Raw genomic sequence first — 24,842 nt, forward strand, 5'->3', positions numbered from 1 at the left:
CCGAAGCCTCCTAGACCAGCGGGAGGCCGACGTAGTTCTCGGCGAGGGTGACCTGGGCGGCGCGTGAACCGCGCATGTAGGCGAGTTCGGCGACCTGCATCTTGCGGTCGAAGCCGTCGCGGTCGGGGAAGCGGTGGGTCAGGCTGGTGAACCACCAGGAGAAACGCTCGGCTTTCCAGACGCGGGCGAGCGCTCGGGCCGAATAGCCGTCTAGACCGGCGTCCGAGCCTTCCAGGTAGTGCTCTGTCAGCGCCTCGCCGAGCATGATCACGTCCGAGGCTGCCAGGTTCAGGCCCTTGGCGCCGGTCGGCGGCACGATGTGAGCCGCGTCGCCGGCCAGGAACAGGCGACCATGGCGCATGGGCTCGCTGACGAAGCTGCGCAGCGGCGCGATCGACTTCTCGAACGAGGCCCCGCGCGTCACCCGCGCGCCGGCCTCCGGACCCAGGCGAAGGCAGAGCTCGTCCCAAAAGCGCTCGTCGCTCCAGTCCTCGATCTTCTCGTCCAGGCCGCACTGGATGTAGTAGCGGCTGCGGGTGGGTGACCGCATCGACGCCAGGGCGAAGCCGCGCTCGTGGTTGGAGTAGATCAGCTCGTGGTCGCACGGCGGCACGTCGGCCAGCACGCCCAGCCAGCCGAACGGATAGACGCGCTCGAAGGTCTTCAGCACATCGGCCGGGATCGTCGCGCGGCTGACGCCGTGATAGCCGTCGCAGCCGGCGATGAAGTCGCAATCCAGGCGGCGCTCCGCGCCGTCCTCGCGCCAGGTGACGTAGGGTTTTGAGCCGTCGATGTCGTGCAGGGCGACATCCTCGGCGTCGAGGATGATCCGCACGCCGCGCGGCTCGGCCGCGTCGAACAGATCCTTCATGACCTCCTGCTGGCCATAGACCATCACGGTCGAGCCGCCCGTGAGTTCGGACATGTCGATGCGGAAGAGGTCGCCGTCGGAGGCGATGTTTGTGCCGGTGTGGATGAGCCCCTCGGCGCGCATGCGCTCGCCCAGGCCCAGCGTGTTCATCAGGTCGACGGTGACCTGCTCCAGGACTCCGGCGCGCACGCGGCCCTCGACATACTCGCGATCTCGGCGCTCCAGCACGATCGCATCGACACCCGCGCGCCGCAGCAAATGGGCCAAAAGCAACCCGGCCGGTCCCGCGCCGATGATGGCGACCTGTGTGCGCATGTGGTCCTCGTCTCCGCCCTTCGCCGCTCTGGGGCGACTTGGTGGCAGAGTGCGGGTTCGGCGATCTTCTGGGGATGGACAGAGTTGCCAAAAAGTTGGACTTTTCGCTTGGCTCCGCCCGCGCGCGAACGCCAATCAGGAGCGTTGCAGGTGCCAGACAGTTCAGCAATTCCTAGCTTCTTTCTGTTCGGTGAGCCGCTGAAGACGGTGCAGGGTAAGTTCATCCATCTCGAAGAGTTGGACGATCGAACAAGGCCCAATAATTGGAACATACGCGCGCACGCGCATACGGACCTGAACCACGTCTTCCACATTTCCGCCGGCGGCGGGGTGATGCACGTCGATGACGAGACCATCGCCTTCGCCGCGCCGTGCCTGCTGCTGGTCCCTTCCGGTCGGGTCCACGGCTTCGCCTACGAGGTCGAGACGGCCGGCTCGGTCCTGACGATCGCCGACAGCTATCTGCGCGACCTGACGGCGCGGGAGCCGGCCTTCGCCAGCCTGTTCCGCGCGCCCCGCCAGACGCCGCTTGACGCCCGCTCGCGGGTCGCCGCATCGCTGGCGGAGCTATCGCGCGAGCTGGTCTGGACCGCGCCGGGCGGAGGGGCGGCGGCCGAGGCCCACCTGCTGACCATCCTGGTCGAGGCGCTGCGTCGCCAGGTCCAGGACGAGGCCGTCGGTCCGGCCCTGCGAGGCGGCTATATCGCCCTCGTGGCCCGCTTTCGCGAACTGGTGGAGGCCCACTATCGCGAGGGCCTCCCCATGGAGGCCTACGCCCGCAAGCTGGGGGTCGCCTTGCCCCGCCTGAGGGCCGCCTGCATGCGCGCGGCCGGCGCATCGCCGCTACGCCTGGTCCAGGATCGCCTGATGCTGGAGGCCAAGCGGGCGCTGCTCTATTCCAACATGACGATCGCCGAGGTCGGCTATCACCTGGGTTTCGAGGATCCGGCCTATTTCTCGCGGTTCTTCACCAAGGCCGAAGGGCGGTCGCCCAAGCGCTACCGGCTGGATCGAGCGACGCGTTCCGCGCCTCTGGCGGCCTGACAATCGTTTGAAGCGCGACCGGGATTGTGACTTGTCAGCATTGTTTGCCTGGCATACAAAACTAAGGGCATACGAATAATTCGCGCGGATCAACGCGCTGCGCCGTCAAAGGGAAGGAACGATCATGAGCTCGACCCAGGCTGTCTTTGAGCGCCGCGATCCTGTCACCGGCGCGGTCGCGACGACCTCGGTCGCCATGACGACCGACCAGGCGCGCGCCGCGGTCGACGCGGCCCAGGCGGCGCTTCCAGCCTGGAGCGCCTTGGGGCCCAACGCCCGCCGCGCCCTGCTGTACAAGGCCGCCGAAGCTCTGGAAGCCCGCGCCGACGCGTTCGTCCAGTCGATGATGGGCGAGATCGGCGCGACCGAGGGCTGGGCCCGCTTCAACCTGATGCTAGCCGCCTCGATGGTGCGCGAAGCCGCCTCCTTGACCACCCAGATCAACGGCGAGGTCATTCCGTCGGACAAGCCCGGCTGCCTGGCCATGGCGGTGCGCGAGCCGGTCGGCGTGATCCTGGGCATCGCGCCCTGGAACGCGCCGATCATCCTGGGCGTCCGCGCGGTCGCCACGCCCCTGGCCTGCGGCAACACCGTTGTCCTGAAGGCGTCCGAGAGCTGCCCGCGCACCCACGGTCTGATCGCCGAGGCCTTCGAGGCCGCGGGGCTGCCCAAGGGCGCGCTGTCGATCGTCACCAACGCGCCCAAGGACGCGGCCGAGGTGGTCGGCGCGCTGATCGACCATCCGGCGGTGCGCCGCATCAACTTCACCGGCTCGACGGCGGTCGGCAAGATCATCGCCAGGCGCGCGGCCGAGCACCTGAAGCCCGTGCTGCTGGAGCTGGGCGGCAAGGCCCCACTGATCGTCCTGGAGGACGCCGACCTCGACGAGGCGGTCAAGGCCGCCGCGTTCGGCGCCTTCATGAACCAGGGCCAGATTTGCATGTCGACCGAGCGGATCGTCGTGGTCGAGGCCGTCGCCGACGCCTTCGTCCAGAAGTTCGCCGCCAAGGCCGCCAGCCTGGCGGTCGGCGACCCGCGCGAGGGCAAGACGCCGCTCGGCGCGGTGGTCGATCTGAAGACCGTCACCCACGTCCAAGGCCTGGTCGCCGACGCGGTCGCCGCCGGCGCGGTCCAGGTGGCGGGCGGCGAGGCCAAGGGCGTTCTGATGCCGGCCACCGTCGTCGACAAGATGACGCCCGACATGCGCCTCTTCCGCGAGGAGAGCTTCGGCCCCGTGGTCGGCGTGATCCGCGCCCGCGACGAGGAACACGCCATCGCCCTGGCCAACGACACCGAATATGGCCTCTCGGCCTCGGTCTTCACCCGCGACATCGCGCGGGGCCTGAAGGTCGCGCGCCGCATCCAGTCCGGCATCTGCCACGTGAACGGCCCGACCGTGCACGACGAGGCCCAGATGCCCTTCGGCGGGGTCAAGGCCTCGGGCTATGGCCGCTTCGGCGGCAAGGCCGGCATCGACGCGTTCACCGAGTTGCGCTGGATCACGGTCGAGACCCAGCCCGGCCATTTCCCGATCTGACGCGCCGAGCGTCGCCTTTCTATTCCCATCCAAGGACTAAACATGACGAACGCCGACGACACCGTCACCTTTCGGGTCGAGAACCGCATCGCCTGGGTGAAGTTCAATCGCCCGGACAAGCGCAATTGCATGAGCCCGACCCTGAACCGGCGGATGATGCAGGTTCTGGACGAGTTGGAATTCCGCGACGACGTCGGTGTGCTGGTGCTCACTGGCGAGGGCTCGGCCTGGTCGGCGGGCATGGACCTGAAAGAGTACTTCCGCGAGACCGAGGCCAAGGGCCTGGGCGCGACCCGGCAGGCTCAGCGCGAGTCCTACGGCTGGTGGCGGCGCCTGCGCTGGTACCAGAAGCCGACGATCGCCATGGTCAACGGCTGGTGCTTCGGCGGCGGCTACGGCCCGCTCTATTCCTGTGACCTGGCGATCGCCGCCGACGAGGCGCAGTTCGCCCTGTCGGAGATCAACTGGGGCATCTTGCCGGGCGGCGGCGCCACCAAGGTGGTGGTCGACCTGATGCCGCTGCGCGACGCCATGTACCACGCGATGACCGGGGAGCTGATCGACGGCAAGAAGGCCGCCGAGTGGCGTCTGGTCAATGAGAGCGTGCCCCTCGACAAGCTCGAGGCGCGGGTCCGCGAACTGGCCGAGGTGCTGCTGAAGAAGAACCCGGTGGCTCTGAAGGCGACCAAGGACGCGATCCGGCGGGTCAAGGAGATGACCTACGACAACGCCGAGGACTATCTGGTCCGGGCCCAGGAGGCGGCCAACTCGTTCGACAACGAGGGCCGCAAGGAAGGCATCAAGCAGTTCATTGACGACAAGACCTACAAGCCAGGGCTCGGGGCCTACAATCTCGCCAAATAGAGCGAGAAGCGGCCAGGAGGAAACAACGAGGAAGGCGAGAGCCGATGACGCCGACGGACCACGTCGCTCTCCAAGCGCGCCTGCAGCCCGACCGGCCGGCGGCCGTCGATCTGGCGAGCGGGCGCTCCTGGACTTACGCTGAACTGGATGGCGCGGTCGCTCGCGCCGTGACGGTGCTACGCCGGCGCGGCGTGGGGGAGGGCGATCGCCTGGCGACCCTGGCCCGCAACCGCGTGCCGCTGGCAGTCCTGCATCTTGCCTGCGCTCGCCTGGGGGCGATGTTCGTTCCGCTGAACTGGCGTCTATCTCCCGCCGAGATCGCCGCCCTGGTGGAGGACAGCGCGCCGACCCTGATCGTCGGCGACGCCTGCCTGGCGGCGGCGGGTCTCGAAGGGGTTCATCTCGACGCCCTGCAAGCCGAGATCGACGCGGCAGAGCCGGAGGCGGCGGGGCCGTCCGACCGGGAGCGGCCTTCGCTGATCCTCTACACCTCCGGCACGTCGGGGCGTCCCAAGGGCGCGATGCTCTCGGAGCGCAATCTGGACCAGACGGCTATCAACTTCGGCCGCCTGGGCAAGGTCACGCATGAGAGCGTCTTCTTGGTCGACGCGCCGATGTTCCACATCATCGGCCTGATCACCTCGATCCGGCCCGTACTGATGCATGGCGGGACGATCCTGGTGTCGGACGGCTTCGAGCCCGCTAGGACACTGGCCCGGCTCGGCGACCCCGCCTTGGGCGTGACGCATTACTTCTGCGTGCCGCAGATGGCCGCCATGCTGCGCGCGCGGCCGACGTTCGACGCCACGGCCCTGCGCCGCCTGACCGCGATCTTCACCGGCGGCGCGCCCCATCCCGCCTCGGACATCCGCGCCTGGCTGGCCCATGGCATTCCCGTGGTCGACGGCTACGGCATGAGCGAGGCGGGGACGGTGTTCGGCATGCCGGCCGATCCGGCCTTGATCGACGCCCGCGCGGGATCGGCCGGCCTGCCCATGCCGGCGGTGTTCACCCGCATCGTCGACGATCAGGACCGCGACTGCCCGCCCGGTGTCCCAGGCGAGCTGCTGCTGAAGGGCGACAACGTCTTCCTGGGCTATTGGCGCCGGCCCGAGGACACCGCGCGGGCCTTTACCGACGATGGCTGGTTCCGCACCGGCGACGTCGCCGTGGCGGACGCCGAGGGCTACCACTGGCTGGTCGACCGCAAGAAGGACATGTTCATCTCGGGCGGCGAGAACGTCTATCCGGCCGAAATTGAGGCGGCCCTGGCCGACCATCCGACGATTGTCGAATGCGCGGTGGTGGGGCTACCCGATCCCCAATGGGGCGAGGTCGGCCATCTGGTCGCGACCTGCCGGGAGGGGACGTCGGTCGCGCTGGCCGACGTGCTGGCTCATCTCGAAAGCCGCCTGGCGCGCTACAAGCTGCCCAAGGGGCTGACCGTCGTCGCCGCCCTGCCGCGCACCGCCTCCGGCAAGATCCTGAAGACCGTCCTGCGAGAGCGTCTGACCGCCGACCGGCCCTGATCGCTCTGGCTAGAGGTCGATCACCAGACGCGCGCCGCGCGCCCGCGAGCAGCAGGGCGTGAAGGCCGCGCCGGCGGCTTTCTCGTCGTCGGTCTGGAAGGCGTCGCGATGGTCGATCTCGCCTTCGATCACGCCGGTCAGGCAGGTTCCGCAGACGCCCTGCTCGCAGGATAGCGGGACGAACAAGCCCGCCGCCTCCAATGCCTGGGCCGCTGTTTGATCAGCGGCCACCGGCACGACCTGGCCGCTGCTCGCGATCACCAGATCGAAGGGGCGATCATCGCCGGTGGACGTGGGGTCGGCGGCGAAATGCTCCTTGCGCACCTGGTCGGGCAACCAGCCGCGCGCCGCCGCGCCGTCGGCCACGAAGCGCATGAAGCCGCTCGGCCCGCAGACATAGACCCGGCGGTCGGGCGCGGGATCGGCCAAGGCCGCGTCGAGATCGAGCCGCGTGTCGGGCTCGTCATCGAAGGACAGCCGCACCGCCGCCGCGAACGGCGCGCCGGCCAGCTCGTCCAGGAACGCCGCCCGGCCGCGCGACCGCGCGCGGTAGTTCAAGGTGAAGCGCGCCCCCAGGGCGTGGAGGCGGTAGGCCATGGCCAGGATCGGCGTGACTCCGACGCCGCCGGCGAACAGCACATGCTCGCGCGCCGTCTCGTCGAGACCGAACAGATTGCGCGGCGCGCCGATGGTGAGCGTCGCGCCCTCGGTCAGCGCGTCGTGAACATAGGCCGAGCCGCCGCGCGAGGCAGGTTCGCGCAGCACGGCGATTTGGTAGCGGCCGCGGTCCGCCGGATCGTTACACAGGGAGTATTGCCGGACCTGGCCATTGCCCAGATGCAGATCGACGTGCGCGCCGGCGCTGAACGGCGGCAGCTCGCCGGCTTCGACGGGCGCGAGGTCCAGCCGGACGATATCTTCGGCGACCCGGTCCCGGGCCGCCACGCGAACCTTGATCATCCGACGCGGGCCGCCGCTTCCTGGGCGATGGCCTTGTCGATCGCCATGCGCGAGCGCACGCCGCCGGCGTCGATGTTCAGCTTCAGCAGCTTGCGGTCGGGCCAGGCCAGCAGGTTCTTCTGCTGGCGCTCCAGCATTTCCAGGTCCTCTGAGAAGATCTTGCCCTGGCCCTCGCGGATCGTGTCGGTGAGCGCGGCGTCCTGGACCGCGAAGCCGCGGGCCATGCCCCAGAAGTACCAGTGCGAGGTCTCGGTCTCGGGCGTGATGAAGTCGACGACGACGCTGGAGACCTTCTTGTCGGCTGGGGCGTGGTAGCCGCCGTTGCCGGCCAGGGCCACGCCGACCTCAATCATCACGTGGCTGGGCAGGGAGAAGCGGCAGATTTGCCAGCGATCCACGAGGGCGTCCTCGGGCAGGCCCGCGCCGCGCAGCGCCATGCGCCAGAAGGGCGGGGCGTGGATCCCTTCCATGAAGCGGCTGGTGATCACCTCGTCGCCTTCGAGCTTGGTCGTGACCGGCGCCTCGTCGATCTCCTTCTGACCGATGCTGGTGGCGTGGACATAAGTCTCGTGGGTCAGGTCCATCAGGTTGTCGACCATCAGCCGATAGTCGCAGGCGATGTGATAGAGGCCGCCGCCATAGGCCCAGTCCGGGCTGTCCGCCCAGAACAGCGGGTGAAGCTTGGCCGGATCGGCCTGGGCGGGATCGCCCGGCCAGACCCAGATGAAGCCGTGACGCTCTAGGACCGGAAAGGCGCGGATCGCCGGAAAGCCGCCGACGCGTTGACCTGGCATCGAACTCGCCCGGCCATCGCAGCCCATCGCGAGGCCGTGATAGCCGCAGACCAGCTCGCCATCGCGGACGAACCCCAGCGATAGCGGCGCGCCCCGGTGCGGGCAGAAGTCCTCAAGGGCCACCGGCTGGCCGTCCTTGCCCCGGTGAAAGACCATGGCCTGGCCGCAGATGCGACGGCCCAGCGGCTTGTCGGCGATCTCGGGCGGCGTGCAGGCGACATACCAGGCGTCGAGCGGCCAGGAGGGAAGGGATGGAGCCGGTTCCGTGCCCATTGTCGTTTCCTCACGCTGATTGATCTTCGTCAATTGGATCCAATTGTCATCATCGCGCGCGGCGCGTCAAGATTGGATCCAATCGGTCGCTTGTGGTTCGCGGCGCCCGTCGGCTAGGCTCGGACCATGGACACACCGAGGATGAAGCCGGGCCAACGGGTGCTGATGGCCCTTCGCAAAATGATCGCCTCGAGCGAGATCAAGAGCGGCGAGCGCATCGCCGAGATCCCGACGGCGGCGGCGCTGGGCGTTTCGCGGATGCCGGTGCGTACGGCGTTACGCAGCCTGGAGCAGGAGGGTCTTGTCGTGCGCCTCGGCGCGCGGGGCTATGCGGCGCGGGGCGTCTCGATCGGCCATATCCATGACGCCATCGAGGTGCGCGGCGTGCTCGAGGGTTTCGCCGCTCGGCGACTGGCCGAGCGGGGCCTTCCGCCCGAGACGCGCGAACGCCTGGCCCGCCTAATCCAGGATGGCGATGAACTGTTCGCCAAGAAGCGGTTGGAGGCCGAGGATCTTGACCGGTACGCCGCCTATAATCTGGCCTTCCACGACACTCTCGTGGGCGCGGCCGGGAACGGCGCGCTCGAGACCGCGCTGGCCCGCAACAATTTCGAGCCTTTCGCCGGCGCGGGAGCCTTGGCGCTCGACCTGACCGATCTGGTCGCCGAGTACGAGCATCTCTTGGCCGCCCATCGCCAGCACAAGGCGGTTCTCGACTCTATCGTCCGCGGTGATGGGGTGGGCGCCGAGAAGATCATGCGCGATCACGCCCTGGCCGCCGTCCGTAACGCCAAGGTCTTCGAAGCGGCCATGGGGGGCGGTTCGCCTCTAGAGGCCGCCCGGACAATCCGCGCTGACTGAAGCGCCAACGAACGGTCGGCGAACCAGGACTGGAACTGTCATCGGAAGCGCTTTAGACGCATTCGAATACAGTTTCCTCGGCGTACGAATTTCTTTTGGGACTTTTTGACTATGGAAGAGATCGCCGCCTTCGGCGTCCTGGGAAGCCGTCTAGGGCTGCAATTGCACTATGCGGACGTGCGGGTGATGGCCGGGCTCAGCGCCCGTCTCGCGCCCTTGGGGGTCACGCCGGCGCGAGCGACCGCGATCGTCTACATCGGCCTGCACCCGGGTTGCGATCAGACCACGCTAGGCCGTGCGCTTGGAGTCAACCGCGCCAGCACCGTCAAGGCCGTCGACGAGATGGAGACGCTGGGAGCCATAGAACGTCGGCCGGGACGCGATCGCCGGACCAACGCGCTTCATCTGACGGCCGCAGGCGAAGCTCTGCGCGCGCGCATCGAGCAAGAAACCGCTGTACATGACCAGCAGGCCTTCATGGCGCTCACCCCCGCCGAGCGCGACCAACTTAGCCAACTGCTGGCGAAACTGCGCTAGGCGGATCTGGGAAAGATCTGTCGACGAGGGCGGCTCTCGTTGATCCTCGAAGGGGGAATAGGCGTTGGTTGCTGTTCGGGGCTTCGCCTTTCGCCGGCGAGGCCTTAGCTATTGGCTCCACGCGAAGGATGGTCATGATGAAACGAACAGTGCTGGCGTTTGCGGTCTTGGGCTTGGCGCTAGCGGATATGGCGCCGGCCATCGCCGCGGATGCGACCCCGCCGCGCGCTGGCGACATCTATGGCGTGTGGCGCAATCCGAAAGGCAGCGTCCATATCGAGATCAAGCCCTGCGGCGACGGCACCTGCGGCAATGTCGTGTGGGCCAGCGCCGAGGCTCAGGCCGACGTGCGGAAGGGCAGCAATCGCGAGCTGATCGGCCTGCAGCTGCTTCGCGATTTCTCGCCGACCGGTCCCGTGGACTGGAAGGGGCGTGTGTTTGTTCCAGACCTCAACATGACTTTCTCGGGCCAGGTGAGGCTGCTGGACAAGGCTTCGCTGCGCGCCAAGGGCTGCCTGCTGCCGAACTTCCTTTGCAAATCGCAGGTCTGGACCCGCGTCGACGTCGCCGCGCGGGCCGGCTAGCGCCGCATGACGCAGCTGGGTCTGCCAGGGTTCGACCCGCCGACTCCGACCGATCGGCTGATGTTCCTGTTGTATCCGGACGCCGCGACGGCGGAACGGATCGCGGCGGAGGCGCGCCGCTCGCGCGACGCCTTCGGCTTGCGCGGGCTGCCGCTTCAGACCGACCGCTTCCACGTCACCCTGCATCACCTGGGCGACTACGTGGGCGTGCCGGCAGACGTCGTCCGCAAGGGCGAGGTCGCCGGCGCGGGCCTGTCCGCGTCGCCGTTCGAGGTGACGTTCGATCGCGCTCTGAGCTTCGCCAACAGACCGGGAAACAATCCTTTCACGCTGCAAGGCGGAGAGAGCCTCCAGGCGCTGGTCGGTTTCCAGCAACGGCTGGGGCTGGAGATGGCCAAGGTCGGCTTGAAGCCGGACAAGGCCTTCGTGCCCCATGTCACGCTGCTCTATGACGGCCAGGTCGTTCCGTCCCAGACCGTCGCGCCGATCCGCTGGACGGTGGACCGCTTCGTTCTCGTGCGGAGCCAGCTCGGCCAGACCCGCCATATCGTGCTGAACAGCTGGACCCTCGCTGGCTGAGGTTGGCGTGGTCGCGCGGCTCCTCTAGAGCCTGGTCGAGACGCGGATTCGCTCAGGACGACGGCCATGACCCTAACGATGTACGGCATCAAGAACTGCGACACGGTCGCCAAGGCGCGGAAGTGGCTGGAGGACCGTGGACTGGCTTATGGCTTCCACGACTACAAGGCGGTTGGGATCGACCGTGCGCGGCTTGAGGCCTGGGTCGAGGAACTGGGCTGGGAGCCGCTTCTGAACCGAGCCGGCATGACCTTCCGTAAGCTCGACGAGGCCGACAAGCAGGACATCGATCGCGACAAGGCGATCCGGCTGATGCTGGCCAATCCCTCGATGATCAAGCGGCCGGTGCTCGACCTCGGCGACTGGCGGCTGGTGGGCTTCAAGCCGGACCTTTACGAGGCCGCGCTGGGCTAGATCGTCGACGTCTCGAGGCGGGTCCGATCAAGTTTAGGACGACAAGCTTTCGAGGATCGGTCTATCACTTGGAGAGACCAGTCGCGACATCGCGACTTTTCAGGGGGACTTTGAACGGGTGGGGGAGAAGGGCGTCTCGCGGTACGAACTGGTCATCTTCGACTTCGACGGCACGCTGGCCGACAGCGCCGCGTGGATGATGCGCGCCGTCAATCCGATGGCGCGTCGTTACGGCTTCAAGACCGTCACCGACGAGGAAATCGAGATGCTGCGCGGCCGCGGCACGCGCGAGGTGATCCGCTATCTGGGCGTCTCGCCGTGGAAGCTTCCGCTGATCGCGCGCGCGGGCAAGAAGCTGATGGCCGCCGACGCCCACACGATTCCCCTGTTTCCCGAGACAGCTAAGATGCTGCGCGCCCTTCACGGGGCGGGGGTCAAGATCGCGGTGGTCAGCTCCAATAGCGAACAGGTCATCCGCCGGGTGTTGGGGCCGGAGCTTTCCGAGCTGATCAGTCTCTATTCCTGTGGTGCGTCGCTGTTTGGCAAGGCCCGCAAGTTCAAGCAGGTGACCGCGCGCGGCGTCTCGCGCGACAAGGTGATCTGCATCGGCGACGAAACGCGCGACATCGAGGCGGCTCGGGCCGTGGGCCTGGACTGCGGGGCCGTCGGCTGGGGCTACGCCAAACCCTCGATCCTGGCCGAGCACCGCCCGACGGTGTCGTTCAGCTCGATGTCGGAGATCGTTTCCTACGTGGCGGCGTCCGGACCGCGCCACGGCGAGGCTTGAAGCCTTGGGATTTGGTCGAGAGGTCGACTTCGAGACGCGTGGGCCTCCGGCTTTATAGTCTTACGAAAGTTTCATCCCGGCGGGCGCCTCCAAACAGAGCCGTGAACGCCTCTTACTAGTGAAGGCGGCGCTTGGGGGCGTCGCTCCACGAAATCCAGGAGGATAAGTCATGGGTCCCGAAATCTTCGTCCCGCTGGGCGCCTTCGTCATGGTCACCGCCATCGTCGTGCTGCCGTTCTACTTCAAGAGCAAAGAGCGTCGCGAGATGCAGGCCACGGTCCGCGCCGCCATCGACAAGGGCCAGCCCCTTCCCCCCGAGGTCATCGAAACCCTGACCAAGAGCGTCAAGCTGCCGCCCAGCCGCCTGCGCGACCTGCGCACCGGCGTCATCTGGCTGGCCGTGGGCATCGGCGTGGCGCTGGCCACCTACTTCGGCGACTTCCTCGATGGGGATGGCGACTTCGACGGTTTCGCCATCGCGAGCATCCCGGCGGTGATCGGCGTCGCCTATATCGTCCTCAGCTTCTTCAATCCGAACAAGGAGCCGCGGGTCTAGCGCCCGCGGCCTTGGGAGGGGCTTGAAATCATGGGCGCTCAAAGCCCGCCAACCGGTCACGATGTCGAACTCGCCGCCAAGGCGGCGAGCGGCGATCGCCAGGCCTATGGAGAGCTGGTCCGGCGTCATGGTTCCGCCGTGCGCGGCCTATTGCGGCGGCTGGGAGCCGACTCCGCGACGGCCGACGACCTGGCTCAGGACGCCTTCATCACCGGCTTCGAGCAGGTGGCGGAGTTCCGGGGCGAGGGGACCTTCGCCGGCTGGATCAAGAAGATCGCCGCGCGGCTGTATCTGAAGAAGGTCAAGCGCGAGGCGCGTCTGATCTTCTCGGACACGATCGAGCCGACCGAGGAGCTCGGCGTCAGGGACGCCTCGGGAGACGCCGCCAGCCGCATCGATCTGGATGACGCGCTGAAGGCTCTGTCTCGCGGCGAGCGGCTGTGCGTCTCGCTCTGCTACGGGGCCGACTGGTCCCATGGCGAGGCGGCCGAGGCCTTGAACATTCCGATCGGCACGGTCAAATCCCATGTCAAACGTGGTCTGGATAAACTCCGGGCGAAGCTCGCCCGGCCCGAGGAGGGGACGAGGAGGGAAGCTCATGGCTGAACCCGATTTCGAAGCCCAATTGACCCGCCTGTTCGCCGAGCCGCCGTCGTTTCAGGACGCGGCTCTGTTCAACGCCGAGGTCGCGGCCAAGCTGGATCGCGGCTGGGCGATGCGTCGCATGTTCATCGGCGGCGCGGGAACCGTCGCGGGGCTCTTCGGCGCGTTCCAGATTCTGTCCACGCGCTTCGCCGGCGAGATCGCGCAGTTGTCGCGCAATAGCGGCCATAGCCTCGAGGCCGAGTACAGCGCGGGTGTCGCGAAGATCAATTCGGTGCTGACGACGCCGGCTAGCGCCGAGGCCGTTTGGCTGGCCGCCGCTCTCGCGGTCGTGGCGCTGGCCTTCGTCGTGACCCGCGTCGTCGAGGAGCTCTGAGCGGCTTATCACTGTTCATGTTGCGGCGCGGCGCGATCCGGCCCACAAACGGCGCCCAATCGCGTTGCTTGAGGAGCGTTGGTCCTGTCCGCTCACCGTGAAGAGTCGGTTCGCCGTCTGGCCGCCCCCGATATCGCCGCCCGCAAGGGCGGTGAGCCGATCGTCTGTCTAACGGCCTACACGGCGCCCGTGGCCGCGGCGCTCGATGACGCCTGCGACGTGCTGCTGGTGGGCGATTCCGTCGGCATGGTGGTCCACGGTTTGCCCAACACGGTGGGCGTGACCATGGACATGATGATCCTGCACGGCCAGGCGGTTATGCGTGGCTCGCGCAAGGCCATGGTCGTCATCGACATGCCGTTCGGCTCCTACGAGGCCTCCCACGAGGAGGCCTACGCCAACGCCGTGCGGATCATGAAGGAGACCGGCGCCCAGGCGGTGAAGGTCGAGAGCGGGCCGACGGTGCCCGAGACGATCGCCTACCTGACCCAGCGCGGCGTGCCCGTCATGGGCCATGTTGGTCTGAGGCCCCAGGCGGTGCTGCTGGAAGGCGGCTTCAAGGCCAAGGGCAAGGACGAGGCCGGCTGGGCAAAGGTGCTGGAGGAGGCGCGTCTCACCGCCGAGGCCGGCGCCTTCGCGATCGTGGTCGAAGGCGTCGCCGAAGGGCTGGCGCGCGCGGTCACCGAGGCCGTCAGCGTCCCAACCATCGGCATCGGCGCCTCCGCCGCTTGCGACGGCCAGGTCCTGGTGGTCGACGACATGCTGGGCCTGTTCGATTGGACCCCCAAGTTCGTCCGTCGTTACGCGGATCTGAAGGGCGAGATCGAGCGGGCCGCGCGCGAATACGCCCGCGACGTGCGGGATCGCAGCTTCCCCGGCGAAGCCGAGACCTACTACGCGAAGAAGGCCTGAACACCGCCGATCGATCGCCGTCCGGCGGACGTTGCGGCTGGACGCGGCTCGCTATAGGTTCGCCGCCTCGGCTGGCGGCCCTTCGCCCGCCACAATCTGTCTTACACCAGCGATGTCGGCCGGGTTCGTGCGCGACGTCCTTTGGTCCTAGCGCCTGTTTCGGAGCCTCGTTTCGTGGTCGATGTTTTTGACGAAGTCGAAGAACAGCTCCGGGCGGAGCGCTATCAGTCGCTCGCCGTCAAGTCGCTGCCCTGGGTCGCGGCGGCGGTCGCGGCGGCCGTGATCGGCGTCGGCGGCTACTGGGGCTGGAAATCCTACCAGACCAGCCAGGCCGACAAGGCTTCCGAAGCCTATCAGGCCGCGCTGGAAACCGCGCAGACCGCTGGGCCCGCCAAGGCGTTCGGCCAGTTCAAGGCCGTCGCGGACGGCGGCGCGCGCGGCTACAAGGCCCTGGCCCTGCTGCAGATGGGCGACATCCGCATCGAAGAGAACAAGTCCAAGGAAGCTATCGCCTACTTCGACGAGGCGGCCAAAGCGGCGCCGGATGCGATTCTCGGCGATCTGGCCCGCCTCAAATCCGCCTTCGCCCTGATGGACACCGCCTCCTACAAGGACATCGAGTCGAGGTTGACGCCTTTGGCGGGGGAAAAGAGCCCTTACCGCGTGTACGCCAAGGAGGCGCTGGCCTTCGCTAAGCTGCAAGCTGGCGACGTCGCCGGCGCGCGGGGTGATTTCGTGGTGTTGGCCAACTCGCTCGACAATACCTCAGAGGACGTTCGCCAGCGCGCCCAGGCGGCCATGCAACTGATCGACTCGGGCACGGCCAAGGACCTGGCGGCAGCGGTGAAGGCCGCCGCCAACCTGCCGGCCATGCCGCCGCTCGGTCAGCTTCCGACCACCGCGGCCCCTAACGCCGCCCCCGCCGCCGCCCAATGAGCCGTCTGATGATGTCCAAGCGTTCCGTCGCCCTGGTGGCGCTGATGTCGGCCTCGGTGGCCGTCAGTGGCTGCTCGACGGTCTCCAAGCTCAACCCGTTCAACAAGGACGACAAGAACAAGAGCACCGCCAGCCAAGGCCAGCGGATCTCGGTCATCGCCTTCGACCAGAAGGTCGAGGCCAGCGAGTCGCTGAAGGGCGCGGACTTCTTCCTGCCCGACCCAGTCGCGCAGGCCGAGTGGCGCCTTCCGGGCGGCAATCCCGAGCAGTCGATCGAGCACGTCGACGCCGGCAAGGCCTTCCAGATCGCGTGGAAGCGGGGCTTCGGCAAGAAGGGCGGCCGAACGTTCCACGTCACGGCCCCGCCGGTTTCGGCCGACGGTCGCATCTACGTGATGGACGGCGCGGCCGAGGTTTCGGCGCTGGACGCCAAGACCGGCTCGACGGTCTGGCATAAGGACCTGCGCCCGGCGGCCGGGCCGACCAAGAAGGGCGGCTTCCTGGGCCTGATTCCCAAGAAGAACGATCGCCTGGGCTTTGGCGGCGGCCTCGCCCTGGGTCCCGACAACAAGCTCTATGTCGCTTCCGGCTTCCGTTTCGTGGCCCAGATCGACGCTGGCACGGGGACCCTCAACTGGACCCAGCCGGCCTCGACGCCGATCCACGCCGCTCCGACCGTCGTCGACGGCCGCGTCTTCGTGGTTTCGACCGACAATGAACTGCTGACCTTCGACGCCGCGACCGGCGCGCCGGGCTGGACTTACCAAGCTTTGAGCGAACCGGCCCGTATCCTGGCCGCCTCGACGCCCGCCGTTAGCGGCGACACCGTGGTTGCGGGTTTCGCCTCGGGCGAACTGGTGGCTCTGCGCGCCGCCAACGGTAACGACCTGTGGAGCGAGGCGCTCAGCCGCGCCAGCCGCACCAACGCTCTGTCGGAAATCCGCGACATCCCCGGCCGTCCGGTCATCTACAAGGGCGATGTCTTCGCCGTCAGCCACTCGGGCGTCTTCGCCGCCACCGACCTGCGCACGGGTCAGGCGCGTTGGAGCCTGCCGGTCACGGCCATCACCAGCCCGTGGGTGGCGGGCGACGTCGTCTACGTCGTCGACAAGGCCGGCCAGGTGATCTGCGTCTCGCGCGAAAGCGGTTCGGTCTATTGGATCCAGGACCTCAACAATACCGAGGCCCTGACCAAGAAGCAGAAGAAGAAGCGCGCCAAGCACCCGATCCTGTGGTCGACGCCGATCCTGGCCAACGGCCGCCTGATCACGGTGTCCAGCCAGGGCGAGGCCGTGGCCCTGAACGCCAAGACCGGCGCCAAGGAGAAGACCCTGAAGATCGGCTCGCCCGTCCTGATCAACCCGATCGCGGTGGGCGACATGATCTATGTGGTCACGGACGACGCCGAACTGGTCGCCATCCGCTGATCCTTCGGCTCCCTTCGCGGAGCCGGAAAGACAATCAAGCGCCTTCGGGCCCGGGGTGGTGAGAGCCATCCCGGGCCGTCGCTTTTGCGGTGAAGGCGAAAATCGACTACTTGGACGTCCATGCCTCTTAAACTCGCCATCGTCGGCCGCCCGAATGTCGGCAAGTCCACGCTGTTCAATCGTCTGGCCGGCAAGAAACTGGCCATCGTCGACGACCAGCCGGGGGTGACCCGCGACCGTCGCTACGCCGACGGCCGCCTGGGCGACCTCGACCTGCAGCTGATCGATACCGCCGGCTTCGAGGACGTCGCCGACGAGAGCCTGGAAGCGCGCATGCGCGCCCAGACCGAGCTGGCGATCGAGGAAGCCGACCTCTCGCTGTTCATCTATGACGCCCGCGAAGGCGTCACGCCGCTGGACGAGGTGTTCGCCGCGCTGCTGCGTCGCCGTGGCAAGCCGGTCATCATCGCCGCCAACAAGGCCGAGGGCAAAGCCGGCCAGTCGGGCATCGGCGAGGCCTACAAGCTGGGCCTGGGCGAGCCGATCCCGATTTCGGGCGAGCACGGGGAAGGCATGGCCGAGCTCTATGCCGCCATGCTGGCCGCCGTGCCCGAAGAGCAATATTCCGACGACGAGGATGACGAGGACAAGCCGATCCGCCTGGCCATCGTCGGCCGCCCGAACGCCGGCAAGTCCACCCTGATCAACCGTCTGATCGGCGAGCAGCGCCTGCTGACCGGTCCGGAGGCCGGCATTACGCGCGACTCGATCTCGGTCGACTGGGTTTGGGGCGACAAGAAGGTCCGTCTGGTCGACACCGCCGGCCTGCGCAAGAAGGCCAAGGTTCAGGAGAAGCTGGAGAAGCTCTCCACCCAGGACACCATTCGCGCCATCACCTTCGCCGAGGTCGTGGTGCTGGTGATGGACGCCACCCATCCGTTCGAGATCCAGGACCTGCAGATCGCCGACCTGACCGAGCGGGAAGGGCGGGCCCTGGTGTTCTGCCTGGCCAAATGGGACCTGATCGAGGATCAGGCCGCGACGCTGGCCGCCTTCCGCGAGCACGCCGAGCGCATGCTGCCCCAGGTGCGCGGCGCGCCGGTGGTGGCGCTGTCGGGCGAGACCGGCAGCGGCGTCAACAAGCTGATGCCGGCCGTGCTGAAAATCCACAAGGACTGGTCGACCAAGGTCAAGACGCGAGACCTGAACGACTGGCTGCAGATGGCCATGCAGCGCCACCCACCGCCCGCCGTCAGCGGCCGGCGCGTGAAGCCCAAGTACATGGCCCAGACCAAGGCTCGCCCGCCAACCTTCGTGCTGTTCTCCAGCCGCGCCGATCAGATGCCCGATCACTATCGGCGCTACCTGATCAACTCCTTGCGCGAGAGCTTCGACCTGCCCGGCGTGCCGCTGCGCATCACCATCAAGTCCGGCGCGAACCCGTATGCCGACGGCGAGGCCAAGGGCCACAGCGGTCGTGGCAAGCGCGAGTTCGAGCGCCGCGAGCGTGAAGAGGAGCGGATCCGCGCCTCGCGCAACACGGTCAAGAAGTCCAAGCGCCTCGCCGACGAGGCCGCCGCCAAGGCCGCGGCGGAAGCGGGTCTGCCCGATCCGACGGTGAAGCAGCCGGTCAAGAAGAAGGCTCCCGCCACCCCGAAGGCCGCCCCGAAGGCCGCCGCCGGGGACGCGCCGGCCGCCGAACCCGGCAAGGCCGCGGTGAAATCGGTCAAGGCCAAGGGCCCGCGCGCCCAGAAGAAGGTCTCGACGACGCCCAGCTACAAGGTTGGCGTCAAGTCGGCCGGCGGCAAGGCTGGCGCTCCGCGTCGCCCAACGGCCGGCTCGCGGACCGTACGCGGCAACACCGGCCCGGGGCGTCCCAAGGGGCGCTAGGTCGAGCGATCTCGATGACGACGCTCGACGCGTTCGGATAACGCTGTAATTCTAACTCGGGATCGTCGAGACCGGGGGAAGATATGTCCAGCCTATCCGAGCGCGCGGCTTTGCCCGTCGGGCGTCGTTTCTATGTCGGCATGGCCGCCATCTTCACGCTGATCGCGTTTGGTGGATTTGTCCCGACCTACTGGGCCAAGCTGGCCAGCGGCACGTTCGGCGGGGCGCCAATCCTGCACCTTCACGGCCTGATCTTCTTCAGCTGGACGCTGCTGTTCCTGGCGCAGACCTGGCTGGTGGCGAGCGGGCGCGCGATTGATCATCGCAGCTGGGGCGTGGCGGGCGTATCGCTGGCCACGGCTATGGCCTTCACGGTCGTCCTGGCGGCGATCAATTCCATGAAGGTGGCGGACGCGGCCGGCTTTGGCGACGCGGCGCGTCGGTTCTCGGTCGTCTCGCTGACGTCGTTGGTGATGTTCGCCGGCTTCTTCGTCGCCGCCCTGCTGAACGTGCGAAAGCCGGAAGTTCACAAGCGGCTGATGCTGCTGGCGATGATCCCACCCATGCAGGCGGCGACCGCGCGCGTGTTCATGGTGCTGTTCGCGCCACCGGGCATGGTGGGGCCGCCACCGGTGTTCGTGTCCGTTCCGCCGGGCTTGGCCGTCGATCTGCTGATCGTCGCGGCCATGATCTTCGACTGGCGCACGCGTGGTCGCCCGCATCCCGTCTACTGGATCGGCGGGGGACTGCTGCTGGCTCAGCAAGTGTTGGTCCTGCCCCTAAGCCAGAGTCCGGCCTGGATGGCGTTCGCCCGGTGGGTGGAAAGCCTCGCGCGATAGGCGCCTCCCCGTCGGCGTCAGGCGTCGATGCTGGGTGATTCCTGACCGCGGTCCTTGAAGCGCGCGACGCCCTTGGGCGCCTCGCGGTCGGGACGGACCAAGTCGACGATGAAAGGAACGATCGTCTCAGGCGCCGGCACGGTCTTGGGGTCCTCACCGGGGAAGGCGCCGGCGCGCATCTTGGTGCGCATCGCGCCGGGGTCGACGCAGAAGGCGCGGATGGGCGTGTTCTCGGTCTCGTCGGCATAGACGTCGACCAGGGCCTCCAGCGCCGCCTTGGTGGCCGCGTAGACGCCCCAGAACGCGGGACGGGTGCGCGCCACGCTGCTGGAGAAGAACACGGCCCGACCGGCGTCCGAGGCGCGCAGCAGCGGGTCCATGGACCGGATCAAGCGCCAGTTGGCCGTCAGGTTGGTGCTTAGCACCATGTCCCAGCCCTTGGGCTCCAGATGGCTGACCGGGGTGAGCGGACCCAGGAGGGCGGCCGCGCCGACCAGGATATCGAGCTTGCCCCAGCGCTGATGGATCGCCGCGCCCAGGTGGTCCAGGCCGTCGGCCTCGCGCAGGTCCAGCGGGACCAGGGTGGCGTGCTCGCCAGTGGCGGTCATGATGGCGTCGTCCAAGGCCTCCAGGGCGCCCTGAGTGCGGCCCACGGCGATCACATGGGCGCCGGCCTTGGCTAGGCCGAGGGCGACGGCCTCGCCGATACCGCGCGTGGCGCCGGTGACAAGGGCGATGCGGCCGGCCAGCGGCTTTGGGGAGTCGGAAGTCATGCGCGCGTTCTAGAGCAGGGACGGGGAAACGGAAACCGGGAGGAACCCTTAAGCCTCGGCTTCCTGGGCCTTCTTGGCGTAGTGCTGGGCGATGACCGAACAGGCCATCAGCTGGATCTGGTGGAAGATCATCAGTGGCAGGACGATGATCCCCGCCGTCGGTCCGGGGAAGAGGATGCCGGCCATCGGAACGCCGGTGGCGAGGCTCTTCTTGGAGCCGCAGAAGGTGATCGCCTTCTCGTCCTCGGGCGAGAAGCCGAGGGCCCGCGCGCCAAAGGTGGTGGCCGTCAGCACGATCGCCAACAGCACGCCGCAGACGGCCAGCAGGATCAGCAGCTGGGGCGGCGAGATCTTGTGCCAGATGCCGCCCACCACGGCCTCGCTGAACGCCGAATAGACGACCAGCAGGATAGAGCCCCGATCGACATAGCCGATCAAGCCCTTGTGCTTGGTGATCCAGGCGCTGACCAGCGGCCGCGCCAGCTGACCGGCGATGAAGGGCAGCAGCAGCTGGACGACGACGTCTCGCACCGAGTGCCAGCCGCCCGCCGCGCCGCCTTGGGTGTGCATCAGGACGCCGACCAGCACCGGCGTGATGAAGATGCCGAAGAGGTTGGAAGCGCTGGCCGCCACGACGGCGGCGGCGACATTGCCGCGCGCGATCGAGGTGAAGGCGATCGACGATTGCACGGTCGAGGGCAGGCAGCAGAGGAACAGGATCCCCGCCGCCAGGGTCGGCGGCAGGACGCCGACCTTGCTGATGACCAGGCCCAGAACCGGGAACATCACGAAGGTGAAGGCCAGGATCAGCAGGTGCAGGCGCCAGTGCGTGACGCCCGCCACGACCGACTCTCGCGACAGCTTCGCGCCGTGCAGGAAGAACAGCAGGGCGATCGCCAGCTTGACGGCGATCGACAGGCCATGCGCCGCCTCTCCCCGCACCGGCAGGATAGAGGCCAGCACGACCATGCCGAACAGGGCGATGACATAAGGCTCGAGCTTCAGCTTCTCGAGCAGACCCTTCAGACCCATGTGGGCGGCGGCTTTAGGCGCTGACCAGCAGCGACAGCTGCTTGTCGTTGGCTTCGTTGCGGCCCTCGGCGATCTCGCGGTCCGTCAGACGGGTCGGATAGTCGCCAGTGAAATAGTGGTCGGTGAACTGCGGGGCGGCCGGGTCGCGGGGACCGGCCTCCAAGGCGTCGTACAGGCCCTCGACCGACAGGAAGCCCAGGCTGTCGACTTCCAGGAACTTGGCCATCTCTTCCAGCGACTTGTTGGCCGCCAGCAGTTGCTCGCGCTCGGGCATGTCGATGCCGTAGAAATCGGGCCACTTGATCGGCGGGCTGGCCGAACGGAGGTGGACCTCGGTGGCGCCGGCCTCGCGGACCATCCGCACGATCTTCAGCGAGGTGGTGCCGCGCACGATCGAGTCGTCGATCAGCACGACCCGCTTGCCGGCCAGGATGGCGCGGTTCGGGCTGTGCTTCATGCGCACGCCCAGCTCGCGGACGCCTTGGGTCGGTTGGATGAAGGTGCGGCCCACATAGTGGTTGCGGATGATGCCCATCTCGAACGGCAGGCCGCTCTCCTGGGCGTAGCCCAGCGCCGCCGGCACGCCGCTGTCGGGCACCGGCACGACGACGTCGGCCTCGACGCCGGTTTCCTTGGCCAGGTTATGACCCATGCGCTTGCGCACGCCATAGACCGAGCGGCCGTTCACGACGCTGTCGGGACGGGCGAAGTAGACATATTCGAAGACGCAGGGCCGAGCGGCCTTGGTCTGGAAGGGCTTGGTCGAGGTGACGCCAGTCTCCTCGATCACCACCATCTCGCCGTGCTCGATGTCGCGCACGAAGCGCGCGCCGATCATGTCGAGGGCGCAGGTTTCCGAGGCCAGAACCGGCTTGCCGTCCAGATCGCCCAGCACCAGCGGGCGAATGCCCAGCGGGTCGCGCATGCCGATCATCTTCTTGTTGGTGATGGCCACCAGGGCGTAGCCGCCCTCGATCTGGCTGACCGCGTCGACGAAACGGTCGACGATCTTGGCCTTCCGCGAGCGGGCGATCAGGTGAAGGATCACCTCGCTGTCCGAGGTCGACTGGAAGATCGCGCCTTCCTGCACCAGGCGCTCGCGCAGCGTGAGGAAGTTGGTCAGGTTGCCGTTGTGGGCGATAGCGACGCCGCCGGTCTCGAGATCGGCGAACATCGGCTGGACGTTGCGGATACCCGCGCCGCCGGCCGTCGAATAGCGGGTGTGGCCGATGGCCAGGGCGCCGGGCAGGCGCTGGACCAGATCCGAGCCGGTGAAGGCGTCGCCGACATGGCCCATGTGGCGTTCGGTGTGGAAGCGGTTGCCGTCGAAGGCGGCGATGCCGCAGGCTTCCTGGCCGCGATGCTGCAGGGCGTGGAGGCCCAGGGCCGCGATGGCCGCCGCGTCACGGACGCCGAAGACGCCGAACACGCCGCACTCGAGGCGAAGCGTGTCGTCCTCGGGATCGCGCCAGGGGGTGGACGAATAGCGGTCGGTCGACTGGCCCAGGAAGCTCATCGCGATTTCTCCACCAGATCGTCGAGGTCCCGACGCTGGTTCTTATCATAGCCTTTTCCCGACGATTCCTCGCCGGACGTATTGTCGCCGCCGTCCTCGGCGCCGTCGTGGACGGCGTCCTTGATCGCGGGGGCCAGCTTGCCGGCCAGGGCCTTGCCCTTGGGGGCGAAGACCTTGAGGACTTCGCCGCTGACTTCGGACAGCGGATAGAACATCGAGTCCTCGACCCAGTGCGGCATCCGATCCGGCGGCGTCGCCAGGTGCAGCAGCAGATTGAAGACGCCCAGGACCACGCAGGCGCGAACCAGGCCGAACGTCGCGCCGATGGCGTTGTCCAGCGTGCCGGCCGAGCTGTCCTGCAGGCTGGCGGTCACCCGCGCGCCGATCAGGCGGAAGATCAGGAAGAAGACGACGAAGACCACCAGCACGGCCGCGCCGGTGGCGGCCCAGTCGGGGTCCATGAGCTTGCGGAACAGCGGTCCGGTGATCCGCAGGCCAAAGAGGGCGATGGCGGCGGCGAACAGGAACGACAGAGCCGAGGTCAGCTCGCGCGAGGCGCCGCGCAGCCAGCCGGTGACGCCGGAAATCAGCAGCAGCAGGCCGGCGATGATGTCGAAAGGCGTCACGTCAGGCTCGTCCAGATCTCGTCGCCGATCCGGCGCACGGCGTCGGTCAGGCGGGCCACGCCCGCGACCGGCAGCGATCCGCCGCCTTCAGGCAGGCCGGCGAGCGGTCCCAGCGCCCGGCCAAATCCCAATTTCGCGGCTTCCTTCAAACGAGTCTCCATCCGGCTGACGGGCCTGACTTCGCCCGACAGACTGACTTCGCCGAACACGACGCAGTCCTGGGGCAGGGCGACGTCCAGGGCGGAGGAGGCCAAGGCCGCCGCCGCCGCGAGATCCGCCGCCGGTTCGGTAATGCGCAAGCCGCCGGCGACGTTCAGATAGACGTCCTTGTCGCCAAAACCAAGGCCGCATCGGGCCTCCAGCACGGCGAGCACCATCGCCAGCCGTCCGGAATCCCATCCGACGACCGCTCGTCGAGGCGTTCCGTACGCGGAAGGCGCGACCAGGGCCTGGAATTCCACCAACACGGGCCGGCTGCCCTCGATGCCGGCGAACACCGCCGCGCCGGCCGCGCGCTCGCCGCCCTCGTTCAGGAACAGGGCCGAGGGGTTCTTGACCTCGCGCAGACCGACGTCGCCCATTTCGAAGACGCCGATCTCGTCCGTGGCCCCGAAGCGGTTCTTGGCCCCGCGCAGGATGCGGAACGGATAGCCGCGCTCGCCCTCGAAGCCGAGCACGGCGTCGACGAGGTGCTCGACGACACGGGGGCCGGCGATCTGGCCGTCCTTGGTGACGTGGCCGACCAGCAGGATCGCCACGCCCTTCTTCTTGGCCAGGCGCACCAGCTCGGTGGCGCAGGCGCGAACCTGGGTGACCGTGCCGGGCCCAGCCTCGTGGGCGTCGCTCCACATCGTCTGGATCGAGTCGATGACCACGAGATCGAAGCTGTCGCGCTTCAGGCCGTCGAGGATGTCGCGGAGCGCGGTCTCGGCGGCCAGGCTGACATTGGATTTGGCCAGGCCCATGCGGTCGGCGCGCCCGCGGATTTGCTCCACGGCCTCTTCGCCCGAGATGTAGGCGCAGGACACGCCGCGCGCGGCGGCGCTGGCGCAGACCTGCAGCAGCAGGGTGGACTTGCCGACGCCCGGGTCGCCGCCGATCAGGATGGCCGAGCCGGGCACGACGCCGCCGCCGCAGACGCGGTCGAACTCGTCGACGCCGGTCAGGATGCGCGGGGGCGGGGCGGTCTCGCTCTCCAGGCCGGTGAACTGCAGGCCGCGCACGCGCGTGGCCTTGGTCGTTGACAGGGCGCCGGGCGGCTTGGCGCCGACCTCCTCGACCAGGGTGTTCCAGCTTTGGCAGGCGGGGCACTGTCCGGACCACTTGGTCTGGACCGCGCCACAGGACTGGCAGGCGTAGACGGCGCCGTCGCGGGCCATGAGGTCTCCTGATTCTCGGATGACGGGA

The 24,842-nt window shown here is 67.9% G+C and carries 26 protein-coding genes; 18 read left to right on the forward strand and 8 right to left on the reverse strand.

Annotated features, from left to right (window positions below):
- Positions 1–10 precede the first annotated feature (10 nt).
- Positions 11–1,186 carry a 4-hydroxybenzoate 3-monooxygenase gene (pobA, locus tag J2728_RS08080; protein WP_309998156.1) on the reverse strand — a complete coding sequence of 392 codons (1,176 nt, stop codon included), beginning with the start codon at positions 1,184–1,186 and terminating at the stop codon, positions 11–13.
- Between the two features lie 150 nt (positions 1,187–1,336).
- On the opposite strand from pobA, the gene J2728_RS08085 reads away from it, so the two are divergent.
- The 4 genes from J2728_RS08085 (at position 1,337) to J2728_RS08100 (ending at position 6,160) form a co-directional block, all read left to right on the forward strand.
- Positions 1,337–2,230 carry a helix-turn-helix domain-containing protein gene (locus tag J2728_RS08085; protein WP_309998159.1) on the forward strand — a complete coding sequence of 298 codons (894 nt, stop codon included), beginning with the start codon at positions 1,337–1,339 and terminating at the stop codon, positions 2,228–2,230.
- A gap of 124 nt (positions 2,231–2,354) precedes the next feature.
- On the forward strand, positions 2,355–3,767 hold the full coding sequence (locus J2728_RS08090) for an aldehyde dehydrogenase (protein ID WP_309998161.1): 1,413 nt from the start codon (positions 2,355–2,357) through the stop codon (positions 3,765–3,767).
- 42 nt (positions 3,768–3,809) lie between these two features.
- The gene (locus tag J2728_RS08095) at positions 3,810–4,631 is read left to right on the forward strand and encodes a p-hydroxycinnamoyl CoA hydratase/lyase (RefSeq protein WP_309998162.1); all 822 of its coding nucleotides are present in this window, start codon (positions 3,810–3,812) and stop codon (positions 4,629–4,631) included.
- 44 nt (positions 4,632–4,675) lie between these two features.
- A complete protein-coding gene (locus J2728_RS08100; RefSeq protein ID WP_309998163.1) occupies positions 4,676–6,160 on the forward strand; it encodes an AMP-binding protein in 1,485 nt (494 codons plus the stop codon).
- A 9-nt stretch (positions 6,161–6,169) separates the two neighbouring features.
- On the opposite strand, the gene J2728_RS08105 is transcribed toward J2728_RS08100, so the two are convergent.
- Both J2728_RS08105 and J2728_RS08110 read right to left on the reverse strand, forming a co-directional pair.
- Positions 6,170–7,120 carry a PDR/VanB family oxidoreductase gene (locus J2728_RS08105; protein WP_309998165.1) on the reverse strand — a complete coding sequence of 317 codons (951 nt, stop codon included), beginning with the start codon at positions 7,118–7,120 and terminating at the stop codon, positions 6,170–6,172.
- Complete coding sequence (locus tag J2728_RS08110) at positions 7,117–8,187, reverse strand: aromatic ring-hydroxylating dioxygenase subunit alpha (RefSeq protein WP_309998168.1); 1,071 nt, start codon at positions 8,185–8,187, stop codon at positions 7,117–7,119. Before J2728_RS08110 ends, J2728_RS08105 begins: the two co-directional genes overlap by 4 nt.
- A 126-nt stretch (positions 8,188–8,313) precedes the next feature.
- Between J2728_RS08110 and J2728_RS08115 the strand changes: the two genes are divergently transcribed.
- From J2728_RS08115 to J2728_RS08180, 14 genes are all read left to right on the forward strand, one after another.
- On the forward strand, positions 8,314–9,048 hold the full coding sequence (locus J2728_RS08115) for a GntR family transcriptional regulator (protein ID WP_309998170.1): 735 nt from the start codon (positions 8,314–8,316) through the stop codon (positions 9,046–9,048).
- A 111-nt stretch (positions 9,049–9,159) separates the two neighbouring features.
- Complete coding sequence (locus tag J2728_RS08120; protein WP_309998173.1) at positions 9,160–9,585, forward strand: MarR family winged helix-turn-helix transcriptional regulator; 426 nt, start codon at positions 9,160–9,162, stop codon at positions 9,583–9,585.
- Positions 9,586–9,722: 137 nt separating this feature from the next.
- Entirely contained in the window at positions 9,723–10,169 is a 447-nt protein-coding gene (locus J2728_RS08125) for a DUF2147 domain-containing protein (protein WP_309999425.1), read from the forward strand.
- A 6-nt stretch (positions 10,170–10,175) separates the two neighbouring features.
- Positions 10,176–10,748, forward strand: a complete 573-nt coding sequence (locus J2728_RS08130; RefSeq protein WP_309998174.1) for a 2'-5' RNA ligase family protein — start codon at positions 10,176–10,178, stop codon at positions 10,746–10,748.
- Between the two features lie 66 nt (positions 10,749–10,814).
- Complete coding sequence (locus J2728_RS08135) at positions 10,815–11,162, forward strand: ArsC family reductase (RefSeq protein ID WP_309998177.1); 348 nt, start codon at positions 10,815–10,817, stop codon at positions 11,160–11,162.
- A gap of 88 nt (positions 11,163–11,250) precedes the next feature.
- Positions 11,251–11,949, forward strand: a complete 699-nt coding sequence (locus J2728_RS08140) for an HAD family hydrolase (RefSeq protein ID WP_309999426.1) — start codon at positions 11,251–11,253, stop codon at positions 11,947–11,949.
- Positions 11,950–12,118: 169 nt separating this feature from the next.
- Positions 12,119–12,505: a DUF6249 domain-containing protein gene (locus J2728_RS08145; RefSeq protein ID WP_309998180.1), complete on the forward strand. Its 387-nt coding sequence runs from the start codon at positions 12,119–12,121 to the stop codon at positions 12,503–12,505.
- Positions 12,506–12,535: 30 nt separating this feature from the next.
- Complete coding sequence (locus J2728_RS08150; RefSeq protein WP_309998183.1) at positions 12,536–13,111, forward strand: RNA polymerase sigma factor; 576 nt, start codon at positions 12,536–12,538, stop codon at positions 13,109–13,111.
- Positions 13,104–13,484 (forward strand): hypothetical protein, encoded by a 381-nt coding sequence (locus tag J2728_RS08155; protein WP_309998185.1) that lies wholly within the window; start codon positions 13,104–13,106, stop codon positions 13,482–13,484. The genes J2728_RS08150 and J2728_RS08155 overlap by 8 nt, the downstream gene beginning before the upstream one ends.
- A gap of 84 nt (positions 13,485–13,568) precedes the next feature.
- Positions 13,569–14,396, forward strand: coding sequence for a 3-methyl-2-oxobutanoate hydroxymethyltransferase (gene panB / locus J2728_RS08160; RefSeq protein WP_309999427.1), 828 nt, complete (start codon positions 13,569–13,571; stop codon positions 14,394–14,396).
- A 174-nt stretch (positions 14,397–14,570) separates the two neighbouring features.
- Positions 14,571–15,332 carry a tetratricopeptide repeat protein gene (locus J2728_RS08165; RefSeq protein WP_309998188.1) on the forward strand — a complete coding sequence of 254 codons (762 nt, stop codon included), beginning with the start codon at positions 14,571–14,573 and terminating at the stop codon, positions 15,330–15,332.
- Positions 15,329–16,759, forward strand: coding sequence for a PQQ-like beta-propeller repeat protein (locus tag J2728_RS08170; RefSeq protein WP_309998190.1), 1,431 nt, complete (start codon positions 15,329–15,331; stop codon positions 16,757–16,759). Before J2728_RS08165 ends, J2728_RS08170 begins: the two co-directional genes overlap by 4 nt.
- A 120-nt stretch (positions 16,760–16,879) precedes the next feature.
- A complete protein-coding gene (gene der, locus J2728_RS08175) occupies positions 16,880–18,649 on the forward strand; it encodes a ribosome biogenesis GTPase Der (RefSeq protein ID WP_309998193.1) in 1,770 nt (589 codons plus the stop codon).
- A gap of 83 nt (positions 18,650–18,732) precedes the next feature.
- Positions 18,733–19,488, forward strand: a complete 756-nt coding sequence (locus tag J2728_RS08180; RefSeq protein ID WP_309998195.1) for a hypothetical protein — start codon at positions 18,733–18,735, stop codon at positions 19,486–19,488.
- A gap of 17 nt (positions 19,489–19,505) precedes the next feature.
- On the opposite strand, the gene J2728_RS08185 is transcribed toward J2728_RS08180, so the two are convergent.
- The 5 genes from J2728_RS08185 to radA are packed head-to-tail and all read right to left on the reverse strand — an operon-like array spanning position 19,506 to position 24,814.
- Entirely contained in the window at positions 19,506–20,261 is a 756-nt protein-coding gene (locus tag J2728_RS08185) for an SDR family NAD(P)-dependent oxidoreductase (RefSeq protein ID WP_309998197.1), read from the reverse strand.
- Positions 20,262–20,309: 48 nt separating this feature from the next.
- On the reverse strand, positions 20,310–21,293 hold the full coding sequence (locus J2728_RS08190; RefSeq protein ID WP_309998198.1) for a bile acid:sodium symporter family protein: 984 nt from the start codon (positions 21,291–21,293) through the stop codon (positions 20,310–20,312).
- 13 nt (positions 21,294–21,306) lie between these two features.
- A complete protein-coding gene (gene purF / locus J2728_RS08195; RefSeq protein WP_309998199.1) occupies positions 21,307–22,809 on the reverse strand; it encodes an amidophosphoribosyltransferase in 1,503 nt (500 codons plus the stop codon).
- Complete coding sequence (locus J2728_RS08200) at positions 22,806–23,435, reverse strand: CvpA family protein (RefSeq protein WP_309998200.1); 630 nt, start codon at positions 23,433–23,435, stop codon at positions 22,806–22,808. The genes purF and J2728_RS08200 overlap by 4 nt, the downstream gene beginning before the upstream one ends.
- Positions 23,432–24,814, reverse strand: a complete 1,383-nt coding sequence (radA, locus tag J2728_RS08205) for a DNA repair protein RadA (protein WP_309998203.1) — start codon at positions 24,812–24,814, stop codon at positions 23,432–23,434. Before radA ends, J2728_RS08200 begins: the two co-directional genes overlap by 4 nt.
- Between the last annotated feature and the right edge of the window lie 28 nt (positions 24,815–24,842).

It is taken from the genome of Caulobacter segnis (genome assembly GCF_031454995.1).
GTDB classification, from domain to species: domain Bacteria; phylum Pseudomonadota; class Alphaproteobacteria; order Caulobacterales; family Caulobacteraceae; genus Caulobacter; species Caulobacter segnis_E.